At 46.7% G+C, this 25,458-nt stretch carries 23 protein-coding genes; 5 read left to right on the top strand and 18 right to left on the bottom strand.

What is annotated here, in order from left to right:
* Window positions 1-124: 124 nt before the first annotated feature.
* The 4 genes from cydC to MKY97_RS14290 all read right to left on the bottom strand — a co-directional run bounded on the left by cydC (window position 125) and on the right by MKY97_RS14290 (window position 6,125).
* Complete coding sequence (gene cydC / locus MKY97_RS14305; RefSeq protein WP_342556061.1) at window positions 125-1,855, bottom strand: thiol reductant ABC exporter subunit CydC; 1,731 nt, start codon at window positions 1,853-1,855, stop codon at window positions 125-127.
* A complete protein-coding gene (cydD, locus tag MKY97_RS14300; RefSeq protein WP_342556334.1) occupies window positions 1,852-3,630 on the bottom strand; it encodes a thiol reductant ABC exporter subunit CydD in 1,779 nt (592 codons plus the stop codon). The genes cydC and cydD overlap by 4 nt, the downstream gene beginning before the upstream one ends.
* A gap of 108 nt (window positions 3,631-3,738) precedes the next feature.
* Entirely contained in the window at window positions 3,739-4,752 is a 1,014-nt protein-coding gene (locus MKY97_RS14295) for a cytochrome d ubiquinol oxidase subunit II (RefSeq protein WP_342556060.1), read from the bottom strand.
* Entirely contained in the window at window positions 4,749-6,125 is a 1,377-nt protein-coding gene (locus MKY97_RS14290; RefSeq protein WP_342556059.1) for a cytochrome ubiquinol oxidase subunit I, read from the bottom strand. Before MKY97_RS14290 ends, MKY97_RS14295 begins: the two co-directional genes overlap by 4 nt.
* Before the next feature lie 652 nt (window positions 6,126-6,777).
* Here MKY97_RS14290 and MKY97_RS14285 point away from each other — a divergent pair.
* Window positions 6,778-7,353, top strand: coding sequence for a GNAT family protein (locus tag MKY97_RS14285; RefSeq protein WP_342556333.1), 576 nt, complete (start codon window positions 6,778-6,780; stop codon window positions 7,351-7,353).
* Window positions 7,354-7,624: 271 nt separating this feature from the next.
* Here MKY97_RS14285 and MKY97_RS14280 read toward each other — a convergent pair whose 3' ends face one another.
* Window positions 7,625-8,539 (bottom strand): DsbA family protein, encoded by a 915-nt coding sequence (locus MKY97_RS14280; protein WP_342556058.1) that lies wholly within the window; start codon window positions 8,537-8,539, stop codon window positions 7,625-7,627.
* 134 nt (window positions 8,540-8,673) lie between these two features.
* On the opposite strand from MKY97_RS14280, the gene MKY97_RS14275 reads away from it, so the two are divergent.
* Window positions 8,674-9,015, top strand: coding sequence for a helix-turn-helix domain-containing protein (locus tag MKY97_RS14275; protein WP_342556057.1), 342 nt, complete (start codon window positions 8,674-8,676; stop codon window positions 9,013-9,015).
* On the opposite strand, the gene MKY97_RS14270 is transcribed toward MKY97_RS14275, so the two are convergent.
* Window positions 9,007-10,062: an alkene reductase gene (locus MKY97_RS14270; RefSeq protein WP_342556056.1), complete on the bottom strand. Its 1,056-nt coding sequence runs from the start codon at window positions 10,060-10,062 to the stop codon at window positions 9,007-9,009. The two genes, MKY97_RS14275 and MKY97_RS14270, sit on opposite strands and share 9 nt — an antisense overlap.
* 190 nt (window positions 10,063-10,252) lie before the next feature.
* Between MKY97_RS14270 and MKY97_RS14265 the strand changes: the two genes are divergently transcribed.
* Window positions 10,253-11,116, top strand: coding sequence for a LysR family transcriptional regulator (locus tag MKY97_RS14265; RefSeq protein ID WP_342556055.1), 864 nt, complete (start codon window positions 10,253-10,255; stop codon window positions 11,114-11,116).
* A 46-nt stretch (window positions 11,117-11,162) separates the two neighbouring features.
* Here the strand turns inward: MKY97_RS14265 and MKY97_RS14260 are convergent, their stop codons facing one another.
* From MKY97_RS14260 to codB, 7 genes are all read right to left on the bottom strand, one after another.
* Window positions 11,163-11,465, bottom strand: a complete 303-nt coding sequence (locus tag MKY97_RS14260) for a ClbS/DfsB family four-helix bundle protein (protein ID WP_342556054.1) — start codon at window positions 11,463-11,465, stop codon at window positions 11,163-11,165.
* Between the two features lie 64 nt (window positions 11,466-11,529).
* Window positions 11,530-12,555 carry a hypothetical protein gene (locus MKY97_RS14255; protein ID WP_342556053.1) on the bottom strand — a complete coding sequence of 342 codons (1,026 nt, stop codon included), beginning with the start codon at window positions 12,553-12,555 and terminating at the stop codon, window positions 11,530-11,532.
* The gene (locus MKY97_RS14250; protein WP_342556052.1) at window positions 12,552-12,737 is read right to left on the bottom strand and encodes a sigma factor-like helix-turn-helix DNA-binding protein; all 186 of its coding nucleotides are present in this window, start codon (window positions 12,735-12,737) and stop codon (window positions 12,552-12,554) included. Before MKY97_RS14250 ends, MKY97_RS14255 begins: the two co-directional genes overlap by 4 nt.
* Window positions 12,738-12,740: 3 nt before the next feature.
* A complete protein-coding gene (locus MKY97_RS14245) occupies window positions 12,741-13,046 on the bottom strand; it encodes a sigma-70 family RNA polymerase sigma factor (RefSeq protein WP_342556051.1) in 306 nt (101 codons plus the stop codon).
* Between the two features lie 379 nt (window positions 13,047-13,425).
* Window positions 13,426-14,490 (bottom strand): polysaccharide deacetylase family protein, encoded by a 1,065-nt coding sequence (locus tag MKY97_RS14240; protein ID WP_342556050.1) that lies wholly within the window; start codon window positions 14,488-14,490, stop codon window positions 13,426-13,428.
* Between the two features lie 419 nt (window positions 14,491-14,909).
* The gene (locus MKY97_RS14235; RefSeq protein ID WP_342556049.1) at window positions 14,910-16,184 is read right to left on the bottom strand and encodes a cytosine deaminase; all 1,275 of its coding nucleotides are present in this window, start codon (window positions 16,182-16,184) and stop codon (window positions 14,910-14,912) included.
* A complete protein-coding gene (codB, locus tag MKY97_RS14230; RefSeq protein WP_342556048.1) occupies window positions 16,153-17,430 on the bottom strand; it encodes a cytosine permease in 1,278 nt (425 codons plus the stop codon). The genes MKY97_RS14235 and codB overlap by 32 nt, the downstream gene beginning before the upstream one ends.
* 497 nt (window positions 17,431-17,927) lie before the next feature.
* On the opposite strand from codB, the gene MKY97_RS14225 reads away from it, so the two are divergent.
* Together MKY97_RS14225 and MKY97_RS14220 are read left to right on the top strand one after the other, a co-directional pair.
* The gene (locus tag MKY97_RS14225; protein WP_342556047.1) at window positions 17,928-19,355 is read left to right on the top strand and encodes an N-acetylmuramoyl-L-alanine amidase family protein; all 1,428 of its coding nucleotides are present in this window, start codon (window positions 17,928-17,930) and stop codon (window positions 19,353-19,355) included.
* 69 nt (window positions 19,356-19,424) lie between these two features.
* Complete coding sequence (locus MKY97_RS14220; RefSeq protein WP_342556046.1) at window positions 19,425-19,988, top strand: GerMN domain-containing protein; 564 nt, start codon at window positions 19,425-19,427, stop codon at window positions 19,986-19,988.
* Window positions 19,989-20,162: 174 nt separating this feature from the next.
* Here the strand turns inward: MKY97_RS14220 and MKY97_RS14215 are convergent, their stop codons facing one another.
* The 5 genes from MKY97_RS14215 to MKY97_RS14195 form a co-directional block, all read right to left on the bottom strand.
* A complete protein-coding gene (locus tag MKY97_RS14215) occupies window positions 20,163-22,436 on the bottom strand; it encodes a glycoside hydrolase family 3 N-terminal domain-containing protein (protein ID WP_342556045.1) in 2,274 nt (757 codons plus the stop codon).
* A 333-nt stretch (window positions 22,437-22,769) separates the two neighbouring features.
* On the bottom strand, window positions 22,770-23,297 hold the full coding sequence (locus tag MKY97_RS14210) for a DUF3237 family protein (RefSeq protein ID WP_342556044.1): 528 nt from the start codon (window positions 23,295-23,297) through the stop codon (window positions 22,770-22,772).
* A gap of 160 nt (window positions 23,298-23,457) precedes the next feature.
* Window positions 23,458-24,432 (bottom strand): sensor domain-containing diguanylate cyclase, encoded by a 975-nt coding sequence (locus tag MKY97_RS14205; protein ID WP_342556043.1) that lies wholly within the window; start codon window positions 24,430-24,432, stop codon window positions 23,458-23,460.
* A gap of 2 nt (window positions 24,433-24,434) precedes the next feature.
* Entirely contained in the window at window positions 24,435-25,064 is a 630-nt protein-coding gene (locus tag MKY97_RS14200; RefSeq protein ID WP_342556042.1) for a chemotaxis protein CheC, read from the bottom strand.
* Window positions 25,051-25,425 carry a response regulator gene (locus MKY97_RS14195; RefSeq protein WP_342556041.1) on the bottom strand — a complete coding sequence of 125 codons (375 nt, stop codon included), beginning with the start codon at window positions 25,423-25,425 and terminating at the stop codon, window positions 25,051-25,053. The genes MKY97_RS14200 and MKY97_RS14195 overlap by 14 nt, the downstream gene beginning before the upstream one ends.
* Window positions 25,426-25,458: the final 33 nt, after the last annotated feature.

The following is a 25,458-nucleotide window of genomic DNA, read 5'->3' as shown; positions in this document are numbered from 1 at the left end:
TTAATGCTTTCAAGCTATGATCGGCAGTGTTTGCCATATTCCTGCATAGAAAAATGGTTGAGCTTGTGGGCCTCGCAGCGTTAAACGACAAAAAGCCGCTAAGGAGCGGCTTTTCATCGTAGAGCTAGGTTTTTGATTCTCCAATCATCTGCAGTTCAATTTGTTTCATCTCGTAAAAATAACCCTTTTGCTCCATCAATACCTTGAACGAGCCTGTTTCCACAACACGTCCCTGATCCATCACTATGATCTGATCCATATGTTCAAGGCCTGTCAGCCGATGACAGATAAGCAGCAGTGTATCTTCTGCCGCTTGTGCCAGCAGCTGCTGCAGTACACGCGCTTCTGTAACGTAATCCAGCGAAGAGGTAGGTTCGTCCAGCAGCCACAACCTTCCCCTGTGCAGCATCGCCCGAGCCAGGGCCAGACGCTGCTTCTCGCCGTCAGACAGATTTTCTCCCTTTTCATAGACGGTGTCGTTCAAGGATAGATTGAACAGCTGCACTTGGTGGAGCACATCTTCCAGTTCTGCGTCCATGTGCCCCTCCTCGCTGAGCAGCAGGTTATCCCGAATGGTTCCCCGGAAAAAATGACTTTGCTGCAGAACAACACGGGTATTTTGCCAAATGCTCTCTTCCTGGAGTTGATTTATGGGAATGCCGTTAACTTGTATGCTGCCTGAAACGGGGCTGCGCAGTTTGAGCAGCACATCCATAATGGTTGATTTTCCAGAACCGCTCGGTCCGACAATTGCCGTTTTGGAACCAGAGGGGAAATGCACTGAAACGTCATTTAACGCGCGTCTCCATTCGTCTTCGTATTGGTAAGACACGTGAGACAGATCGATCGAAACGGCTTCTTCAGGCATAGGCACAAGCCCATGAGGCTGGTCGTTTTTTTCTTCAGACATCCGTACAGTTTCGTTCAACCGTTTGGCAGCATACTCGCTGTCCAGCTTATATGCAGGTAATACGGCCATGGCAGCTGATTCCTCAAATACTGTTTGTGCAGCCAATATTAACATTGCCAGATATACTCCGGCAAACACTCCATCTGCAATGAGAAAAGAACTGAGCAGCAGTACCCCCCATGTGACCAAATAGGTGACGAAAATATGCATGGATTGCCCACGCAGCAGTTGTCCGGCATCTCTCCGCTGCCTTGATGCAAGTGCAGCTGATGTCTGCTGCAGCTGCTGCTCCCGCTGTATCAATTGTCCGTATACTTTCAGATCACGGAAACCATATAACACCTCGGTCACTTCCGTAGACAGTGCCGCCCGCTGCTCGCGAACCTGCCCATTCATTTTACGCTGCTGCATCAGCACCAGAGCTGGCACGACAAATGCCGTAATCAGCATGCCAACGACGAGCAAGCACGCAATCCAGAACGAAAAAACAGCCGTAAAGATGACTGTACACAGAAATACCATTACAACCATCATTGGCGGATACGCAACACGCAAAAAATAATGCTGCAGGCTTTCTACATCGCCAACGATACGAGCGAGCAGATCTCCACTTCGGTTTTTGTTTAATATCCCCGGTGTGACAGGAATAAGCTTGGCAAAGAATGAGGTACGCAAACGGCTTAAAATGGAGAATGTCGCCCGGTGTGAAGCCAGCCGTTCTCCGTAACGGCTGGCCGCGCGCAGAAACCCGAGCAGTTTAACCATCGACGTAAGCACAATCAACGTGTACAGCGGGGGTGCAAACACAGTTTGAGAGATGAGATATCCGCTGGCAGAAAAAAGAGCAACACCTGCTGTACCAGCTGTAAATCCGCATAAAATGGAAAGCAGAATGTCCTTGCGTTCCTGCAGCATGGCTTTGGACAGAACAGCCAACTCTTTCATACAATCCCTCCTGTTCTCTGGACTTGTACCATCTCGGCATATGCAGGCAGACGCTCCAGCAGTTCCTGATGTGTTCCGGAATCTGCAAGCAGCCCATTCGCCATAAACAAAATCCGGTCGGCCTGCTGAATCGTATATAAACGATGAGCCACCGTGATCATTACTGCCTTTTGAGACAATGCAGCGATGGAACGCTGCAGAATCTGTTCAGTGTGCAGGTCAAGTCCAACCGTCGGTTCATCAAACAAAATGATGGCAGGCTGTTTCAGGAAAGCGCGAGCAAGCGCCAGCCGCTGCTTCTCACCGCCGGACAGCCCGCGCCCGCCTTCCCCTACTGGAGTATCCAATCCTTTTTCCAGCTGCGCAATAAGTGTCTGTAGTCCCGCTTGTTCAGCGGCTCGTTCTATATCCACACGCGACATGGTCTGTTCTGCGCCAATTGAAATATTGTCAGCGAGTGTACCCGCAAAAATATAAGGATGCTGTGTAATGTAACTGATCTGCCGGAACCAGTCGGCTTCATCGATTTGCGTCAGCGGTTTCCCGTTAATTAGAATGGAACCGGATGTCGGCTGCAGTAACCCGGAGATCAGGTGCAGTAATGTGGTTTTACCTGAACCGCTTTTGCCGACAATGGCTGTATGTTCTCCAGGTTTGATCGAGATCTGTTCCGCCGCAAGTTTAAATGAGCCGGGGGCATAATGAAACTTTATATTTTGCAGTTCGATGGAAGGCGGCGCTGTGGCACGAGTTATCGCATGATTAGCTGTTGCTTCTTTCGCAGCTTGTTCTTGAACTGACTTTCCTGTTTCTTCCTTCTCGCCATCATGATTTGCTGTACTCGTGGTATCCGCTTCTGCCAGCATCTGCTCCACCTTGCGCATGGCTCCCATGCTGGTTCGACCGCTGTGAAAAGCAGTCCCTGTATTTTTAAGCAGGTTGTAGAACTCGGGCACAAGCAGCAGCACCAGAAAAGCGGTATGGAATGTCATGGATTTATACACAAGCAGCTGAATGGCAAGCTCAAGCGCGACGATGCCGATGCTTAACATCACGATGGCTTCCAGCATAAATGTATTCGTAAAGGCAATCTTCAGAATACTCATCGTGGTATCCCGAAAACCCAGACTGCTGCGTTCAATCTCCTGCTGCTGGCGGCTGGCTTTTCCAAATATTTTTAACGTAACGAGTCCTTGAAGCGAGTCCAGAAATGTTCCGGAGAACTCGGCCAACTGCGCGTATTTTTCTTCGGATTTGTTTTTGGTCTGCAGTCCGACCACGATCATGAACAACGGGATAAACGGTGCTGTGCACAGCAAAATCCAGCCCGTGTTAGCATGCTGCATAAATGCAGCAGCCAGAATCATGATCGGAATGATCGATGCTTCCATCATGCGCGGCATGTACTGACTGAAATAACTGTCCGCTTCGTCCACCGCATCGAGAGCCACACTGACCTTACCTCCCGTCTGCCCCTGCAGCGACGAGAACATAGAGGTTCGGGTCAGATTCTGTAACACTACAGCCCGCATTTGGGTTTTGGCACGTGCGGCCATGTATATGCCAACGCTGCCGTTGGCATATGCTAACAGCGTACGTACAGCCATAACGGTCAGTAATATACCAAGCAGCAGCATGATCGATGTGAAAGATGCCTTTTCTACAAAAATGCGCTGCACAGCCTCAGCCATAAACACAGCCTGACTTATAACAGCTGCACCCAGGGCCAGTGAAAAGGCCATAAGGAGCACTCTGCTTTTCCGAAGCGAAGACATTTGCTGTTTAATCAGTTCCGACTTCCTTCTGCCAGGCGACTTCCCCTGCTGCTCGGGTTGCTGCTTCGTTTGTTCTTTTCGCTGCCTTTTCACGGGACAACCCTCCTTTTATTTGCTGCCTTTGACATAGTCCGCGTCAAACAGGAACAATCTGAACACAAGAATCAGAGAAGGAATCAGCAGGCATAGTCCTCCGATAAAGACAACGACAAGCGCGAAACCCATAGCTGGCGATGTGGCACTGCTCTGAATCGTAATGTATGGATCGAGAATGTAAGGATACTGACCGATCCCGTAAGCAAAAAAGGCACAGAAAAATTGAAGCATGATGCATATAAATGCAAGACCATAACGACGTCCGTTATACAGCAGCCACATGGCAGTCATGAAGAAGGCTACCGATAAAGCGAGCAGCCACCAGAGGTCCATCATATTTTGAAAATGGCGTTCGTTGTGCTGACCCAGATATATAAATGCTGTCAGTGCCAGAATAATCGTCGGTGTGCTCCAGAACAGGGAGTAATTACGCATAAGCTTCAATGCGCCCTTATCCTCTGCCCTCGAAGCGTAGAAGGTTAGAAACGATCCGCTGATAAACAAAACGGAGACAATCGCAAGACCAACGATGCTCCAGGATAGAGGATTGGTAAACAATGCCCAGTAATCCAGGGAAATCGTCTCTCCCTGCTTCAGGATGAACCCGCCCTCGGACAAAGTCAGGGCCACGGACAGAGATGCCGGAATCAGCAATCCTGCAGCTCCGTATAAAAACAGGTACACGATGTTATTCTTGGAACCGTAATTTTCAAAAGCATAGAACGAGCCCCGAATGGCAATCAGAATGACGGCAATACTTCCGGGAACAATAAGTGCCGCACCATAATAGGAAGCCGTATCCGGAAAAAATCCGATGATGCCAATATAGAAAAAGACAAAAAATACATTCGTAATCTCCCAGACGGGTGACAGATAGCGGGAGATCAAACGGTTAATTAGATGATCCTGTTTTGTCAGGCGTGCATAAAAGGCGAAAAATCCAGCCCCGAAATCAATCGAAGCGATGATTAAATATCCATACAGGAACAGCCAGAGTACCGAAATACCGATCAACTCATAACTCATTGGTTATGTCCTCCATTCCCTGCAGCTGCAGCCGTTCGATCTTCTCTGGACTTCAACCACTTTTCCAGCTCAACCTCAGCAGGATTGTTGTTGAACAGACGCTTCAACACAAGGACACAGATCACGCCGAGCACGATGTACAAGAGCAGGAAGACAAAAAATAAAATTCGGATACTCGGGGATGAAGTGGCTGCTTCTTCGACCCGCATGTATCCACGAATGATCCACGGCTGCCGACCGATCTCTGCATAGAACCAGCCCATCTCCACAGCTAGAAAGGCAAGCGGTGCGCTGACTGCAGCAAGGCGAAGCATCCACTTGTTGAGTGGATTACGTCTCTTCCAGAGTACAAACAGAAAATATAGACCGGATATGGCAAGCAGCGCGAATCCAATGCCGGCCATCAGATCGAATAAATAATGCACAAGCAGCGGAGGCTGCTCATCCGGCGGGAATTCGTTCAATCCGGTGACCTTGGCATTAAAATCTCCAAAGGCCAAAAAGCTGAGGATCTTGGGCAGATGCAGTGCACCTATAATCTCATGTTCCGCATTCAGCCATCCGAGCAGAATCAAATCTGCGCCGCTCTCCGTCTCAAAATGCCATTCGGCAGCAGCGAGCTTCTCCGGCTGGTGTTCAGCCAAAAATTTGGCGGATACATCACCAGCGAGTGTATTGAATAAACTGAATACCAACACGACGGCCATCATCAGATTTAGTCCTTTTTTGTGATAAGCGGATACTCCTCTTCTCAACATGGCCAGCGCAGCGATTCCGGCAAGCAGAGCCGCCCCTGTTAAGTAAGCCGAGCTTAATACATGGAACACCTTGGAGAATGTGGCTGTATTCAGCATGGCTTGTACAGGGTTTACCGCAGTAAATTGACCTGCCTGCATTACAAATCCTTCAGGCTGATTCATGAATCCGTTCACGGTTGTAATAAACACCGCTGACATCCCTGCTCCCGCAACTACAGGAATGGTCAGCAGCCAGTGAATGTACGGGTTTTTGAACCGATCCCATGTGTAAAGATAGATGCCCAGGAAAATGGCTTCAAAAAAGAACGCGAATACTTCCATAAAAAGCGGCAGTGCGATAACATTCCCAGCCAGCTTCATAAAGTTAGGCCAGACCAGAGCAAGCTGTAGTGAGATCGCTGTACCGGTCACCACTCCAACAGCCACCGAGATGACAAAACCTCTTGACCACCTCTTCGCCATAAGTATGTAGTGGGGGTCCTTCTTCCGAATTCCGATAAACTCAGCAATGGCGATCATTAACGGAATCCCTACACCAAGCGTTGCAAAAATAACGTGAAATCCGAGTGTCAGACCTGTTACGAGCCTGCTCCATAAGACGGTATCGATTGCCATTTTATAATGCCTCCTCTCAAACTCCATTCATTGATTATGTTTCTTTGTATCATTTTTTAGGTCTTAACATGAGAAAAATTTCACAAAACAAATGACAACGATAGGCTGCCACTCGTTAAGCACATTTACTCCTTCTTTACTCCTTCAGATGTAAAGCGAAATCCAGCGCTGGATGCCTTATATTCTCTGATTGCGAAGCGCCTCTAGGATTGGCTCAGACCTGATATTCAAAATTATTATATCCTCAATTTTAATCAATTCAATCACTGACACGTCTTCGACCTTAAACGTTCAAGAAAGGCTCAACTCTTTCTGACAAGTTGGTGAAAAATATTAAAACCACCCTTTGGAGCTATTGATTTGCTGCACACTCACGTGTTAATAAGCTTCGCAGCCACATAAATAATCTTCATCGTTTTACCGTGAGTGAGTTCCTGAATTTTGCCTTGGAGCCAACCGAAATTCTTGGGGCGCATGAATCTGTGTTACACTTAAATGGCTTAACGGTCTGATGACACAGAAAGAGCTGCATAATTAATGAAAATGAAAGGTGTGATGTCCATGGTACATAACCGACAAGCTCGAAAACCAGTCTATTTTTTCTGCAAAATCAAAAACAACAAATCCGTACAAAGGAGATGTCACATTGAACTTGAACATTATTGAAGGTAAATTTGATCATAGGTCGGAAACCGAGCGACTGGTGATTCGACCATTACAAAACGAAGATTATGAGAACTGGCTGCATGAATTCGAAAGCCGCTTTCCCTCTCGGCATCGACATGATCCTGGAAAAATCGATATGAGTGACTGCACACCTGAATGGTTCGAGCAGCTAGTGGAGAGACATCAGGAACTTGCCCGCACCGATGCCGTATATATATTCGGTGTATTCAGAAAAGAAGATGGTACACATCTGGGCATGATTGATATTGCCACGTTGGCTAGAGAACCGTTTCAATGGGCCAGCTTTGGCTACACCATCCACAATCAGCATTGGAGACAAGGATACGGTCAAGAGGCGGTATGCGAAGTTCTCCGTATGGCAGCAGCAGACTTGAAGTTTCACCGATTGGAAGCCCATATTAATGTGGATAACACTCCCTCTATTAAACTGGCTGAACGTGCAGGTCTGGAATTCGAATGTTTGCGAAAAGGTTTCATCTTTGAAAACGAAGAATGGACGGATCATCTCGTGTATTACAAAAACCTGCCTCACGTAATTTAGGCGCTCAGTCTAATCCGTTTAAAAGGATCAGTAACATCACTGAAAAAAGCAGCGGCCTGAATGGCAGCTGCTTTTTTACTTCTTTTTCCAAACTTCCATTTTACGAGTAGACCCTAGAATCAGAACAGCGAAATACATATTACTTCCTGTTCTATAGATAAGGTCATTCTAGATGTATTAATGTGACTTTATTGAAATACAACCCTCGGGGAATTTGTAATAACACATGGATAAATGTACTAAATCCATTGTTAACTTTCACCTAAGACTGTTATACACGCTGAACGACCATTTCTCCTAATATTTGCTCGATCCGGTAAGTATCTTTTGGTAATTGTGAATGTACATAGGATTCCACATCGCCCGTATCAATGTCGTACAGCACCTCGATCTCTTTCGAGAAAAGAAGGTTCCCTTCTTGGAATGTGTGAGACAGGGCCGCGATCTTTTTGGGTTTGGGCGTCTCACCCAAAATCTGCTGCAGTGCTTGAACGTACGTTTCCAGAGCACGAGCCCCTACCACCTTAATTCCCTGCTGCTCTTTATTCACGATAATAATAGAGGGGAATCCTCGAACGCCAAGACGGGCAGTCATCTCAAAATCTTCTTCCAACAAATCCTGTGCAGCTTGCTGTGAGGATGCGTCCACGATTTCTTTACCATTCAGTCCGAGTTGGTTGACAAGTTCAATCAGCACTTCATCTTCTCCAATATTTTGATTCAATGCAAAGACGGCTTCTCGTGCTCGTCTCAGGAATGCCTGTTCCTTCCCAGGATGCATACGCTGAATCACCTTGAATACCCGAGAAGGCGGATAGGAAGATTGAATCGGCTGATCATACCATAAGGACCCGTCAATCGGCATGCGTGAGTGCTCGCCTACTTCCCTCCAATGGCCGGCAACATCGGAAGGTTTCTGAATACCGTTTGCACCATCAGAGAATCCCTCCCAGCTTGCCAGCAATCCTCCCATTTTAATCTCTACGTTAAAGTAATGACCATACTCTTCAATAAAGCGATGCAGGACAGGCTCAAGTGCCCAGCAGTGCGAACAGATCGGGTCGGTTGCATAGTACAGCGTAACTTTTTTCTCTTCCTGCTTTAGATCAATAACCTGCATCTCTTCTTCATCACTTATGCCGCATACACCCGTTTCCAGGTCACACATCATAGATTCGTTACTCATCGTTATCCCGCCTTTTTGATCTTATCGAATAGATTAGCTTTGTGTTAGTATGATTATAATATCTATAATCTTAAGAACAAGTACGATTCTTTTTCTGACTTAGTATCAAAAAGTATACTATTGGAGGTTTTCGTATGAAATACGATTTTAATTTTGATCAGCTGTGTCCCGCGACGTATGCTTTTCAGGTGATTGGCGGGAAGTGGAATCTGCCGATTCTGGCCATTCTCAGTGAAGATGACAGCATTCGGTACAATGAGTTAAAAAGAAGACTGCCCGGAATTACGCCAACGATGTTAACGAACTGTTTGAAAGACCTGATTCAATACGGAATCGTTCATCGCGAGCAGTATAACGAAATACCGCCAAGAGTCGAATATTCGCTTACTCCATCCGGCAAAGAGCTGGTGCCTTTGATCGAATCCATGGTGTTATGGGGGGAGAAAAATATACAGCGAAGTTCAGAATCACTTTAGCACGGATAAATGTTTAGTGCTATCATACACTGTTATCGGAAGTCCGGATCTCCATCTCTGTACCAGATCCGGATTGGCAATGAATGGCCGGCCAAAGGCTGCCAGATCAATTACACCGTCATTGATTGCCTCCTCTGCCCTCTCCAGATCGAGATTCCCTACGCCGATAATCGTGTGCTCCCATTGTGAGCGAACCGCCTGATGAAAGTTGAGTCCATCCGACCAAACTTCAGCATAGCTTTCGGTTGAGGGGTGCAGTATCGTGATACCTGTTTCACGGAAAAGCTCCAGATAGGCGCGGATTGTCTCTGCCTTGGAAGTCCATGCATATGACGGATCGTCATCTTTTTTCTCGGAAAAGCGGATGATGATGCGATCTGTGCTGATTTCTTTTTTCACCGCGATAATGACCTCTTTCAAAAAGCGAAGTCTCCCCTGAAGGTTGCCCCCATACTCGTCATTTCGTATGTTCGTCCGCTCATTTATAAATTGGTCCATCAGATAACCGTGGGCCGCGTGGAGCTCTATTCCGTCAAATCCCGCCAAAACTGCGCTGCGAGCAGCTAATTGGAAATGATAAACGACATCTTTGATCTCTTCAGTGGTCATCGTTTCAGGCATTTCGTAAGATTTGTGAAGTTTATGCACTTTTCCCTGTGCCTGGATGGATGAAGGAGCCTGCGGCCTCCTGCCGATCAGGTCCGAATGCGACAATCTGCCCACATGCCATAACTGTGCGATAATCGTGCCGCCGTGCCTGTGCACAGCCTCCGTTACCTTTTTCCATGAAGCAGTCTGTGCCTCTGTATATAATCCAGGTACCCCAAACGTTCCTTTACCCGAGAGCATGGGGGTAATGCCCTCGGTAATGATCAAACCGACGCCATCCTTGGCTCGTTGTTCGTAATATGCACTAATTTCTTCCGTTACCGTTCCGTCTTCGTCCCGTGCAAAGCCCCTTGTCAGCGGAGCCATGACGATGCGGTTGCGAAGGTTCCACTGCCCCAGTGCTACAGGTTTGAAAATGTTAAAAAATGAATTTGACATGTCTTTTCCTTCTCTCTTTTTGAAATTAAGGATATTGTAGAACGGATAAGACATATCGTAAAATGATTAGAATATATAGGAGTATCACTGTGAGTGATACCTCAGTTTGAAGGAAAATTGAAGATGGGATACTTCAATCTAGTCGGGGTTACTCTCTTATCTGTCTAAATTTTATATTCAGGAGGCCATCATGGAATTATCCGATATTGACATCATGCTCGCCGTTGGACGCACAGGCAAAATCTCACAAGCAGCCAAAGAGCTGAACTATGCCCAGTCCAATGTCACGACACGTATCAAAAAACTGGAAGAAGAATATCAGGTCCAGCTGTTTGACCGCTCTGCCAAAGGTGTACAGCCTACAGAAAAAGGAAAGCAGTTCCTTGATTATGCTGCACGCCTTCGCAACCTGCTGTATGATCTGGAGCAGGAAATGACGGACCCGGAAGAACCATCAGGGACGTTAAGGATCGGAATTGTCGAAACGGCAGCATCACGGCGTTTTATCGAGATATTAAATGAGTACCAGATGACGTATCCAAACGTGTCGATCTCGCTGGTGAATGCTACCTCCCCCAAGGTGCTGCGGCATAAAATTCAGTCTTCTGAACTTGATGGTGCTTTTATTAGCGGGGCATGTGTCAAAGAAGGATTGAAGGTCGAATACGAGATGCAGGATACGGTACACATCATCTCCAAACGAACGGAGACCCCGCTTGAAACATTTTGTCAACTTTCATGGGTTGTGTTTCCGCAGGGATGTCCGTATCGTGAGATTACGGAGAAGTTTCTGGCGGAAGAAGGCCTATCGGCCAAAAAGCTGATTGAAGTCAGTACTATGGAAAATCTGCTCGGCTGCGTAGAATCCGGGATTGCGGTTACGATCATGCCCTGCAGCGTTGTCCACAATCAACCTGAGGCATATACAGTGCATGATCTGTCTGATGTACTTACGCCAACCGCCACCACTTTTGTGCGGGGTGAGAACCGATATGTCAGCAGCGCTCTGCGTCAGTTCATAAATCTGCTAAACGAGAAGTGTATGACCTTCTGAACGTTCTTACGAGAAGTGAGCGCGGCGTTTGGTGAATGTCTTTTACTTATAATTGTTTCGCCATTTGTGCACATTTTTTTAAAGCCCATATGTAATGATCTGCCGTGTTAGCCGCAAAGTAACTATACAGATTGCTTGTTTTGACCCATTTATAATGCTTTTTAGCCATGATCTCTTCTTGGGTATGCTGCTGTATGAGTGACATGACTCGTTCATGGCTCAGTTCCAGTTTACGAATGGCTCCTCTTGGGAAAATAGTCTTATACCTCTTCCTTTTGGACATCCCAAAAAGAGAGCTGCCGTCTGGCTGCTCTCTCCGAATGCTGCATCTTGTTTCTCTACTGCTCATTTTTGCATATCCACGATCTCAATCTACTCATTAGAGAAGCTCTTCTTACGCCCTCCAGTTATGCTTATTTGCTTAAGCTGTTCCAAAATTGCTGAAATGCCCTCTGATCTACTTTGAAAAATACGGGAGCATAGCCGTAACGTACCATGTGTTCCTCTCCGAACAGGACAAGTTGAACCCTTGTTTTATCTTCAAGAGTCAAATAGAGTATTTTGCGGTTATCATCCCCATAGAGACGTTCCTGCAGTTCAGGACTGGCCGCTGTGGGAGCTGCTAAAAATAACTGCTCGATAAAGCTGCTCAGTGAGCCGTCGACTGAAAGTTTCTGCAGTTGACCGAGTCCGTTATTCCAGCTATCAAAGCTCTCCCACTGCGCCGCAGTCACCTGATCCTTAAGGTTAAGCTTGCCAATGAGAGCGGAAAGGCCGCTGACCGATATACCATTCGTTTTATCAAAAAATTGAGCATATCCTTGACCGTCTACTTCGATATAGGACATAATCCGAAAATCCGAATTGTATCCTTTCACGGTATAGATATCTGCCTTACCAATAGTCGAGGCCAACTCCTTGTAGTCATCCTGACTGCTCAGCTCATGGATGCCACCAGAGGTTTTGCCCAGTCTCTTGCCTCGCAGCGCCAAGGCATCTGCACCTTCCACCGTAGTCGCAGATTCGGTATAGACGTTTCCATGATAAACGACCAATCCAATCATGTCTGCCTTAACATTCTGGTTATCTCCACTGGGCAGCTCAATCTTCGGAATCTCTACAGGAACTATGTTTGAATTCTCGGTCTTGATCGCAGTGTATCCTCTGGTAACCTGATCCTTGTCCATTAATGCAGCATTTGACGCTATCTCTTTTGCAGGCGAAATCGTTCCACCCCACTGCTGCCAAACGGTTGGTACGGCAAGCCCGATGCTTGCTGCTGCGACAACGCCTGCTGCTATGTACAGTGACTTACGAGCACGCTTTGTTGTGGGGTGCTGGGCTTTCACATTCTGTTCGATTCTTTTTTTCATCTGATGATCTGTTTTCAACTGATCCACCGCTTTCTTATATCGCTGTTTGAATTCCTGCTCATTCATGGCTGTTCCTCCCCTTCAAGCTCCAGTTTTAACAGTTGTCTCCCCCGCTGTAACCTCATCTTTACTGCCGATTCACTAATCTCTAAAATCTTGCTGATGTCCCGGACTGCATAATCTTCGTAATAATAGAGATGAACAACCGATCTATATTTCACGGGTAGAGACAGCACCAGTTCGATCAAAGCCTAATCCTCAGGATCATTCGTGATCCCTAGTTCTGAAGCTTCCAGTTTGACTTCCCGTTTACGCCAGCCTCTACGGAGTAAGGATTTGCAATGATTAGTCGTTACTCGAATTAACCATGCTTTTTGATGTTCAGCATCATGGAATGCTGGCGCCTTTTCCATGAATTTAATGAACGTATCCTGAGTGGCTTCTTCCGCGTCTTCCCGTCTGCCGAGGTGCACCATTGCAATCCGGAACAGCGTATCCGCATATGTCTCATAGATACTCATGACCTGATTGCTCTTCTGGGATATGGACTGCTGCATAGGATGTTTTTGCCCCCCTTTATACTCTGAACACTCTTACGGACGACATTTGGTCACATTTTGTTTTCAACTTTTTTGGGCCGGATCGAAAAGAACACAAAAAAAGGCTATCTCTCTGACAATGCACCGCGTAGGGTACATGCCATTGAAACAGCCTTCCTTTTTCTATATAGATGATGTTAAGCGAAATTCACTTATAAATTGAACCCATACAGCTGCCAACTTACGGCGTGTCTTGTAACCCGAATCTTTTATGCCCTTTTTGCCCCCTGCTGCGTCACTTTCCCTTGACGTGCGCCAGCACGCCTGCGATAAACTTTCTGGCATGGAACAGAAATTCGGCAAAATTTTGGCTTCCTTCAGCGTTTTCAGACACCTCCTAGTGAATTTCCAAATAATCCAGATATGCATCCCATGTGCCGTCGTCAGCAGTTACAATCAATTCAATCACCTGATTTCCGGTTCCATGACTGATGTTATTCAGCGTATAAACGGCGGGGCTGCTGCCTCCATAATAAAACGTTCCTTTGGTCTGCCCGCCAATCCTCAGATCCACCCGCGCCATATTGGCATTGTTGGATGCTCCCCTGAGCGAGAATGAATGCGTTCCGGTTGAGAAGTTATGTGTAGTCCGCACGGCATCGTTATTAGCATACAGGACAACTCCGTTGAACGGAGAGCTGATGTTACCGGTATACTGACCGCTTTTGGTCATATTCTCTGTTTCGATTCTCACCGCAGCTGCAGGAGGATTGTTGGTGCCGCCATCCGGTGCAACTGCTCGTCCGGTAGAAGGTGAGATCATGCCCGCACATAGGCCGCGGCTTTTCAGGTTTTGAGCAATTTGAGGAATGGCCTGAAGTGTCGTTTGGTACTGATCATGCATCAAAATGACGTCACCGCTTGCCATGCGATTTACTGCCGCCACAATCTGGGAGGCATTCGCACCGTTCCAATCCTGTGAATCGACGTTCCATAATACTTCTCTCAAACCGTTCTGGCTGATCACCGATTTCAATGTTCCGTTCGTAGCACCATACGGCGGTCTGAAAAGCGATGGCGAAGAGCCTGTAATGGAACGAATCGTCTGCTGGGTACGTGTAATCTCGGATGCCATCTGTGTTGTATTCAGCTTGGTCATATCCGGGTGGGTATAGGAATGGTTGCCAATCCACATCCCCGCCGACACCTGCGCACGAACAAGTGCCTGATTGTTTTGCGAATTTTGTCCGGTATTAAACATGGTGGCACGCAGGCCTGACTGCTTTAAGGCATTAAGAATATTGTTTGTATTGTTCGAAGGACCATCATCAAAGGTCAGAGCCACATATCCGTTGGGACAGCCGGCATCAGCCGCACCGACGGAAGGCATCGGTGGAATGAAAAATAAAGAGCTCATAAGTGCAGCAGACATGGCGGCTTTGATTAATTTGGATTTAAACATGATTACACCTCCAGAGATTGGTTGACATAATATTTATTTTGTGTAAGTAAAATATGCTCAGTGGTTATCCTGTCCTATTCCTCCTTTCTTCACCTCAGCACAGGCTAAATATAAAGCGCTTACAAAATTAAATAAAAAAAAATTTCTCTCTCGCTGTAATCTATTCTTTCGGGTTGAATCTAGTATAAACGATGATTATATTGAAGTAAATTCAAATTATTACAATATATTCTATTTCTCTTCAAGAACTATACTTTCCAGCTTGATTTTAAAAAAAGAAACTCCTTCACGCATTGACTTTGTCTTTGTAGATGACTTGGCCCTGCATGAAGGAGAAGTATTGCTGTACAACGTTATTATGCTGCGCATTTATTTATAATTGTGCTCATTTCATGTATACAAGCACAGCCGTCAAGCATCTATTTGTTAAACGTCACTTTTTCCTTGCAGCCGTCCATAATAACAGATGTATCGCGCGGTTTTGTTTCCGCAATTTTACGCCCATCTCTGAACGAATAAAGTACCGCTGCCTGCTTGCGAACCGCTTCGTATTCATTCTCCGCTTCCATAACGATGAAGTTGGCTGGTTTGCCTTCTTCAACACCGTAACGGTCCTCAATGTGCAGCGTTTTGGCACTATTTTTCGTAATCAGGTCAATGGAATTCACAATCTGGTCGTACCCGAGCAGCTGGGAAGCGTGAATGCCCATGTGAAGCACCTGCATCATGTTTCCTGTACCGAGCGGATACCATGGATCGAAAATATCATCATGTCCAAAGCAGACGTTCAGGCCCGCTTCCTGCAGCTCCTTCACCCGAGTCAGTCCTCTTCTCTTCGGATACGTGTCAAAGCGTCCCTGCAGATGAATGTTCACCAGCGGATTGGATACAAAGTTCAGATTGGCCATCTTCAACAGACGGAACAGCTTGTACGTATATGCATCGTTGTATGAACCCATTGCAGTGGTGTGACTTGCTGTGGTACGTGAGCCCAGACCGCGTTCATACGCTTCCTTCGCAACTACTTCGATGAAGCGGGACTGCTCATCATCAATTTCATCACAGTGAATATCGATAAGACGGTCATATTTTTCAGCCAGGTCAAAGGCCACTTTCATCGAATCCACCCCGTACTCACGGGTAAACTCAAAATGCGGGATACCGCCTACAACGTCTACGCCCATTTTGAGTGATTCTTCCAGCAGCTCCGCACCATTTGGATAAGAATGAATACCTTCCTGAGGAAAAGCAACCAGTTGAATGTCAATGTAAGGAGCCAGTTCCTCCTTCACTTCAAGCATCGCTTTAACGGCGATCAGACTTGGATCTGTCACGTCCACATGGGTTCTCACATGCTGAATACCCTGCGCCATCTGCCATTTCAAAGCCGTTTTGGAGCGTGTTTTAACATCTTCGAGGGTCAAGAATGCTTTACGCTCCGACCAGCGCTGGATGCCTTCAAACAATGTACCGCTCAGATTCCATTCTGGCTCCCCTGCTGTCAGGGTTGTATCCAGATGAATATGTGGTTCAATGAACGGCGGAAGCACGAGTGCTCCGTTTACATCCAGCGTCTCTTCGTTTGCACCAACATCTGATTGTTGATCCTGCGTAACCTGTTCGAATTTCCCGTCTCTGATGATAATATTCCACAAGCCCTCTTTACCCCGCAATTTTGCGTTCTGTATAATCATGTGTTTTCCCCTTTTCTTTGGATGATGTCATGGACACGATGGCCATGATGACGATATACGCCACGGCTGTACCGATCAGCGCATTAAGCGGCGTTACTCCGGGAGCAAGCTGTGCGAATGCAACGCCGATCGCCCATGCGGCCATCGCTGCCCAGTTTACTTTTTTAAAATTCATGTCGGCGAATGGTGCATACGATCTGCGTTTTACAATGAAATAATCCGCAATAATGATGGCCCCGATTGAAGGAATGGCTGCACCCAGTACGTTCAGAAAACCAACAAAGTTGTTGTACATCCACATGGCAAACACGGTTCCGACAATCCCGTTAACGATAACAAAGAATTTTTTCGATATTTTGGTAATGTTCGCAAAACCGAGACCGGAAGCGTACAGTGCATTGTCATTGGTTGTCCAGATGTTAAGTCCCAGTACGATAATGGCCGGGATCAGCAGCCCTTGCAGGAACATCACTTCTGATATGTCAGCCAGGTTGTACGCCATTGCACCGACAGCGCCGAACAGGAACATGAGCGAGTTACCGAGGAAAAACGCAATCACCGTCGCCGTTACCGCCTGCCGGGATGTGCGGGAGAATCGTGCAAAGTCTGGTGTCAGTGTACCGCCACTTATGAACGAACCGATACATATCGTCAGAGCTGCAGCCGCGGTAAGCGTCTGTGTTGGCGTGTAGTCCAACAATCCTTGCAGCCCCCCCAGTGAGCCCGCTCCCTCAAACATGGAATATCCTCCGAGAATCGCTATGGCAGGTACCGCAATATAACCAAGAATGACAAGAGACTTCATACCGAAGATCGCTGACGCTGTCATCGCAAGTCCAAACACCAGGATCAACAGGTATACATTCCAGTCCATCGCCTTGGCAACCGGAATGGCAAACATCGCTACGCCGACACCAAACCATCCAACCTGTGTAAAGCCCAGCAGGAATGAAGGCAGATAAGAACCTTTTTCACCAAACGAATATTTCGCCAGCAGATGGGTGGACAATCCTGTCTTGGCAGCGATATGTGCCAGTGCCCCCGTATATATGCCTAGCACCAGATTTCCTGCCAGCACGATGGCCATGAACTCCATAAATGTCAGGCTGACACCGAGTGTTCCCCCTGCCAGCATACTGGCCGAGAAAAAAGTGAATCCAAGCATGACGGATAATGTTTTCCAGAAATGATTGCGCTGCGCCTTCGGCACCTCTTGCCATGAAAATTCTTGATCTTGTTTGCTCATCAGAAACCCTCCAGATAAAAGTGTTCTGATACCATAAAAAAAGCAGAAAAAGAGGCTACTCATCACGCTTTTACGCTGACAAGTAGCCTCTTTATGCATCATAACCCGCGCGAAGACGCAGAACATCCCTATGCAGGAAATGCCCTTTCTCGCGTGATTACAAAATCCGCTGCCCTTGCCAGCCTCTCTGGACTGAATTAAAGGTACCAGTATTCAATTACAATCTATTATTTTGGAAAAACGTTAAACTGTCAATGTCATTATTATCCAAAGGTCATTAATATTTTATAAACAAAAAACGGTGATATCGCACAATCCCCTACCGGGCCTGAGATTCAAAAGCACATCTAAAATAGTGTCATCGTCTGAATTTTATCCAAAAAGATATTGGTATCAGGCAGGAACTGTATGTTTATTTGTAGAATATTGTCACAAGTGCTGTTCGTTGGATGGATGAACGTTCTTATCAGAAACTTAGAATTAAACTGAGGTGTAAAATGAAAAAAATCGTAAGTGTACTCTTGTTCAGTTTGTTATTTCTGCTCGCCCTGCCGGGTACAGGACATGCTGCATCTGCTCCGCAAACCAAAATTATATTGGACGGACAGGAGCTTATGCTTCCTTCCGATGTCGAAGTTGTCAACATCAACAAAAACGTGATGATCCCGATCCGTGTCGTTGCCGAGAATCTAAAATTCAAGGTGCAGTGGAATCAGAAAACGCAAAACGTAAGTATTGAGCAAAACGCGAAGGTGCTCTCCTTAAATGTTGGCAGAACAGAAGCCAGCGTTCAAAACGAGAAGGTGCAGCTGAACACGGCCCCGAGGCTGATCAAGAATACGGTCGTTGTGCCCCTTCGTTTTGTTAGTGAAGAGATGGGGTTGTCTGTAAGCTGGAATAACAAGGACAAAGTCGTGGGCCTGACAAGCGCCGCCGTTCCTTCAGATGAACCTTCTCCTGTTCCTGCCCCTGCTGTTCCGGGGCAAGACAGCAGCACGGAATGGAGCAAAGTCAGTGATATCAGCTTCGCCAATCAGCAGCTTGTTGTATCCGTCGATACCGAGGTTACACCCCAGATCACAAGGCTGAATAATCCGGATCGGATTGTGGTGGATCTGCCGAATACTGCTTTTGGTGAGATGGGGCCAGCTCTGCAGCAGGGCAAGATGGGTAAACTGGATGTCAGCGGTATTCCTAATGTAACCGAAATACGATACTCTCTTTTTAAAAATGATCCAGCTCAAGTCAGAGTTGTTATCGAACTCAACAATCTGAGCGATGTACAGGTTAATACTCAATATGTCAGCGGCAAGCTGATCGTGGATCTGGCTCTTACCGGGATCATTGGCATTCCTGTGAGTCCTTCAGGCAGTGATAGCGGCAAAAGTGTCGTTGTTATTGATGCGGGACACGGAGGAAAAGACCCGGGTACAATCGGAATCTCGAATACACAGGAAAAGAATTTCACGCTGCCGCTCGCACTGAAGGTCCAGGCCCTTCTGCTGCAGGAGCCTGATATCGAAGTGGTAATGACACGCGAAACGGATGTTTATCCCACACGTCCGGAGCGAGTGCAGCTGGCAAACACATTGAACGCGGATGTATTTGTATCGATCCATGGAAACAGTGTGAAAGCTTCACCTCAATCATCAGGTACTGAAACATATTATTACAAGCGAAGCAGCAGCAAACAGCTTGCCGATATTGTGCATAAACATCTGATTGAAGCATTAGGCTTCAAGGATCGAAAGGTCAAAAACGGTAATCTGGAAGTGCTCCGCAACACAACGATGCCTGCTGTACTGCTCGAAATCGGGTTTCTGAGTAATCCTGACGAAGAACAAGCCATGTTCTCCGAGAGTGTCCAAAATAAAGCGGCTCAGGCCATCGTTGATGGTATCAAGGAGTTCTTGAATCAACCCTAATGAACAGCCGAACAAAACCTGAAAATGACTCTAAACCAGAAATGATTCTAAGGATAAGAAGGTGCTTGGATGAGAAAAAGGTCAACGTACACACAGCTGATCTGCCTTATGGCAGTGATGTTAATGCTCGCTGGCTGCGGCGATAAACCAGCAGTGGACCCCGGGAATGCGGAGCCTGCACCGAATCAGTCTCCTACCAATGGCTCTTCTCCCACTGCGCCAAATGTGGAGGAAAAAGAGACACAAGAGATTGAAGTAAGTTATGTGGACGCCGAAGTAACGCAGATCAAAACAAAAAAAGTCGAAATTACATTTACGGACAGTAAAGAAAAATATACGCAAGCGTTTGATATGCTGCAGCGTTCGGATGACCCGAATTATATTTCTTTATGGAGTAATATTGGACTCGAATCACTTGAGGAACAGGACGGAAAACTTACGTTAAACATTCATATTCCGGACGAAGCCAGACTTGGTTCTGGCGGCGAACTTCTTTTCCTTGATGTGTTCAAACAAACCATGTTCCAGTTTGAAGAAATCCAGAGCATTCAGCTGCTGGTGGACGGCAAAGAAACCGATAGCCTGATGGGGCATGTCGAGCTCGAAAACCCGATCCTTCGCAGCACAAAGTAAACGACAGATACTAGTTATGCCAGTGTGCAGCAGCTATTTTTGACGTTAAATGAACAAACTTCATTTCCATCTAACCTCATGAAAAAACAACAACAAAAACCTTGCTGCTCATAGAGACAGCAAGGTTTTTCTGCGTATGCCACGTGGAAAATGGATTTCATTCATCGCATATCTTTATTGGCCGGATGGCCCCAAATCAACGGGAAGTTTGCCTTGGGGTTCTCGTTGACCAAGCAATACCTTGATGGCAGCGAGTGTGTGGGGTTCCTGTTTACCATACGCCGCAAGGGCGGAATGTACATTTTGCAAATGAAGCATTTCGTAGGGATTGCCGAGAGACAGCAGCGTATAGCGCATCTGGCGCTGATTTAACTCGTTGACCAGCAGCTGCAGCTCGCTCCAGCGGAACTGACTTCCAACGCTGCGGAATTGATATGAAGCTATAAGCACATAATCTGCCTTGTTCAGCGTTTGGAAGATGCTTTTCATATCATCAGAATTATTGACAGAGGTTACCGTTTGTAAGGGGAGGTTGCCCGCTGTCTGCTTAAGCTGTCGCTGCAGCTGTGCTGCCTGCTCAGCATCGGAAGCGACAATCACCACCCGATCGCCCGAACGAATAGTCTCAGGTTTCATCCCTTCTGTCCCGGTCAGAACGGTGACAGCACGCTCTGCTATCGTACGCTCCACCTGAAGATGAGCCTCAGCACCAACGATGCCTTTCAGATCAAGCAGCTTCTGGGTGAGGGACGGAGCGGGTTCAAACAGATTGTATTTGGACTTGACTGTCAAAATACGTTCTACCGCCTCATGCACTCGTTCTTTGGACAGCTTTCCGTTATTCACCGCATGAATTAACGCCTGATGTGCCGAAGACACATCTTGCGGCATGAGAATCATATCTACCCCCGCGACAGCAGCGCGCACGACAGCTTCAGTTTCACCAAAATGCTCAGCAATACCTTTCATCGTGAACGCATCGGAAATAATGATACCTTGATAGTGCAGTTCTTCCCGAAGCAGACCGGTTAACACCTTCCGAGACAACGTAGCTGGAAGCGGCACGCGGGTACCGTCCTTGCGAGAGATGACCTGCTCATTATCAATCGCAGGGAACGCAATATGCGCCGTCATGATCATATCAGCACCCTGCTCGATCGCTGCTTTGAACGGTTTCAATTCTACCGCATCAAGCCGCTCACGTGCATGTGCAAGCACAGGCAGACCGAGGTGAGAGTCAACGGCTGTATCTCCATGCCCCGGAAAATGCTTGACTCCCGCAACAACACCTGATTGGCGCAGTCCCTCCATCATGGCAAGACCGAGCTGCGTCACCAGATCCGCATTCGAACCGAATGACCGCATACCGATAATTGGGTTGTCCGGATTACTGTTGATATCAAGGACTGGCGCGAAATTGACCTGAATACCAAGCGCTTTAAGCTCTTCTCCTGTCAGTTGGCCGGCGGCTTCCGCCAGCGACGAATCGTTCGCAGCGCCCAGCGCCATCTGTCCAGGGAGATTGGTACCGCCAGGAATGCGCCGAATCCCCCCTCCTTCCTGATCCATGCCGAGAAAGAGCGGGATATCTCCTGCCTGGCTTTGAATATGATGCGTGAAAGTGGTAAGCTGCTGCGCATCCACAATATTTTTTTCGAAAAGGATAAGTCCTCCGGCATTCTGATCCTGAATGCTGCGCTGCAGTCCCTCGTTGATCGTTGTAGTCGCCTTGCCGTTCCACTGCCTGATATCAGGCATCAGCATCTGCCCGACCTGCTCGCTAACGGTCATATAGGAGATCAGTTTGTCCCAATCTTTGGCTTCGATTGCAGCTTCACGTTCGAAACGAATGACCCGAGCCATAAATACGGCATATTCTGCCCGCGTCACTTTTTGATCCGGTCGATACGTCCCATCTGCATAACCCCCGACTAACCCGTTTGAACTCATCATCTGGATTGGGGCTGCGGCCCAGTGTTTCGCTGTATCCGTCCACGCTGCCGACTGAGGTCCTTGTTTCAGCGGATATGCACGTGTCAAAAACGCTGCCGTTTCAGCACGACTGATCGGTGCATCCGGACGGAATGAGCCATCCGGAAATCCGCCAGCCAGCCCATTCTGCTCAGCAATAGCGATCTCTCGAGAAAAAGGATGGGCTGCTGGCACATCTGTATAATTCAAGTTGTCCACCGGTTTCTCAAACTGATCAGGATAAAGCTCACGTACCATAAAGGTAATGGCCTGTCCTCGGGTCACCGGGGTTTGGGGCTGAAATCGGCCATGACCATAACCCGCCACCGTCCCCCTTTTTGCCATATAGTGAATGCCATCTTCGGCCCACTTCGAGTACTGAAGATCGACAAATTCAGTTTCTCCAGCTGCACTCCCCAGCCCGATCATCATCATACCGAAGACTGCAGCTGCAGTTATCTTATATTTAAAGCGCAAACCATTTCACTCCTGTTCCGTTTCTTAATGATAGATTAGACGCGGCTCCACGTACTTTTGTTGCTCACTCCGGTCCAATCCGTCATGGGGCAGCCCTCCCATCTCTGTAGTCGCAGAACGTAAAATGATATGTTATATTCATTAAAACTGTATTTATAGTTTATTTCAGGATTTTTTAGGAGGTTTTAACGTTGATCTCAAGTGTAGGTTTACCGGGAATGTTATTTGTGATCGTGCTTCTGATTCTTGTCATTATGCTGATTCGGCGAATATTACGACGCTGATTAATAAACTTATTATCCATTAGAACTGCTGTCATTTCGTAAAAGTACATCAGGATTTCACTTTGAAAATATGAATACTTATCCCCTCTGCTGCGGGGCAGCCCTCACCAATCAGCGCCTCTGTGTTCAGATAAGACAAAGCTTTACTGTTTGTGATGATTCGAGGAGATGTGCGAAACAGTCTGTTCCCCTTCGTCTCACCGATGTATCCGTTATTTTCGATGTATATTTCACAGGGCTGCCCCGTATAATCCTGTCCCTGCAGCATATAACGAGCCGACAGGCTGTGACGTCCTCCCTCTTTTCCAATGACTTGTGTATCCACCCCTCCTTCACGCACAGTGCCTTCGAAACAAGTTCCCGTAACATGTCCCCCGAACATAATCATGACTACCGATTCGCCATCCGTATTCTTAAGCTCAATTGTACGTTCAATCTTCACATGTACAGTGAATAATTCCTCCAACTCTAACTCAACCATAATTCCCTCATCCTCTCCATCCATTAATTTCGTAATGATTAGATCAATCATCAACCATTCCGTTCTACTTCGATAAATATATACGTACTCCTGCATGATGGCCCACTCCAGAGGGGCAGGATAAATACAGCACAAAAAAAGCTGCCTTAACAGCAGCTTAAGCTTGAACAGCAGAACTATTTTTATTTCGAATATAATCCGTAAGAAAGAAAAGTGAAGGCTCGAGTACACCTGACTTGTCCGAACCAGCGCTGCATCACCAGACTTGATCAAGTTCAGGATGAAAGAAGGCATAACCGCGCTTTCCGTTTTTCTTGATGCGATACATCGCCATATCTGCAAGCTTGAGAAGTTCAGTCGGATCTTGGCCATCCTTAGGAAAAAGACTGATGCCAATACTTGCTGACAAGTGGATCTCGATCGCGTTCACATGAATCGGTATTGCAAATGCTGCCGTCAGGTTCCGAGCAACAATCTCCGCGTCATCATCCTGCTTAAGCTGGTTCAGAATAATGCTGAACTCATCTCCACCCAGTCTTGCCACGCAGTCCGTACTGCGGATGTTTCCCTTCAATCGCCGGGCGACTTCCATTAACACCTGATCTCCTATTTCGTGACCGTAAGTATCATTAATCTGTTTGAATCCGTCAGTATCGATATACAGTACGGCAAAACGCGTCTCACTTCTGACCGCATTGCTAATAGCCCATGCAAGACGGTCCTTGTAAGCCAGCCGATTAGGAAGACCTGTCAAGGAATCATGGAGAGATAGATGTTTGCTGATCTTCTCCGATACTTTGATCTTCGTATATTCTGTCTCCAGTTCTTTAATCAGATTTTTAAGCTTGTACACCCGAGTACTCGTATTGGTTGTATCGCTAATCTGCAGCAGTGCATAACTGTGATCATTCTCATAAAGCGGTTCAACATGCAGATTCTGTCTGTAAAAGCTCTCATCTCCTCCATCCTTCGGCAGGATAAAGTTTTTATGTAAAGCGCTGGAGCAGAATCTGCTCTGCCCGTGATACAGCGCATTTTGTAATATATTCAGATACATATTGGCCTTGAATCTCGGGCAGATCTGCAGCAGATTTTTTCCCAACACATCTTCGGCAGACATACCTGTAAAACGTTCAAGCCAGCCATTCCACACGAGAATTTTCAATTGTCTGTCGATAATTATAATCCCCATCTTTGTTTTGTTCAGTGCCTGTACAACGAGATTATCCATGGTTATCCTCCCAGCAGAGCATCTATTTTATTCAGCAGACTGGAGATGGAATCCATGCTCAATGCAATAACAATAATTCCTTTTACATCTGTATCCGCCAGTAAAAAGGAGGTGTGCAGCACCAATATGTATACTTCGTTTTGAAGCAGAATTTGCGGATCAGACCGCGTAACATGAATCAGTTCAATATCCGGAAGGACATATTCCAGTTTCATTTCAAGGAAGTTTCCAAATTCACCGATAATGGCATTAAGCAGCACATTGCTGACTTCCTGCAGCACATCGAGATCGGTATCCATCAGGTGGCAATTATTCGCATTGAGGTTCTCCGTAAGCTCTCCAAGACACATGTTCGCCAGCACTTTTGCCTGTTCGGCAGGAAACATGAGGAACGCTTTGCCTTGAAACTGATGTCCGAACTGCAGCGACGACCTGAAGAGATGACCTTCCGCGAATAAAATATTATATCTCCGATCCTCCGGGTCAACTTCAGCAATAGAGATGAGATCAACTTCAGGGATACTGAGTACAATATGCTTGTCTACAATCTCCGATAACATGTTTGCTGCTTGTCCAACATATACGTTCACCAGTTCGGTCAGCAGATCTTTCTGCAGCTCATTCAGCATCATGTGCCACCTGAATCATCTGCAGCAGTGTATTTGCTTTTTCTGCTGTTAGCGGCTTATTTAGAAATCCTGTGATACCCAGCTCTTCCACTTCTTCACGGGTAGCTTTCTGAATATCCGCTGACAATATAATAATGCGGACGTTCTGATCTTTTTCCCGAATCAAGCGAAGCATATCCTGGCCGTTAAGTCCAGGCATCAAAAGATCCGTCGTGATCAAATCAGGCTTGAAATCCTGATAAAGTCGATATCCCTCTTCACCGTTGGTGGCTGTTCGAATTTCGCAATTCGGAATATGATCGCCAATCAACTTGCTCATCATTTTCTGCACAAACATTGAATCTTCCACAATTAATACTTTCATGATTCTACTCAGTCTCCTCGATAAATATTTAAG

This window comes from Paenibacillus sp. FSL R7-0652 (assembly GCF_038595045.1).
Taxonomy (GTDB): Bacteria; Bacillota; Bacilli; order Paenibacillales; family Paenibacillaceae; genus Paenibacillus.
This window is presented reverse-complemented; position numbering and strand designations above follow the sequence as displayed.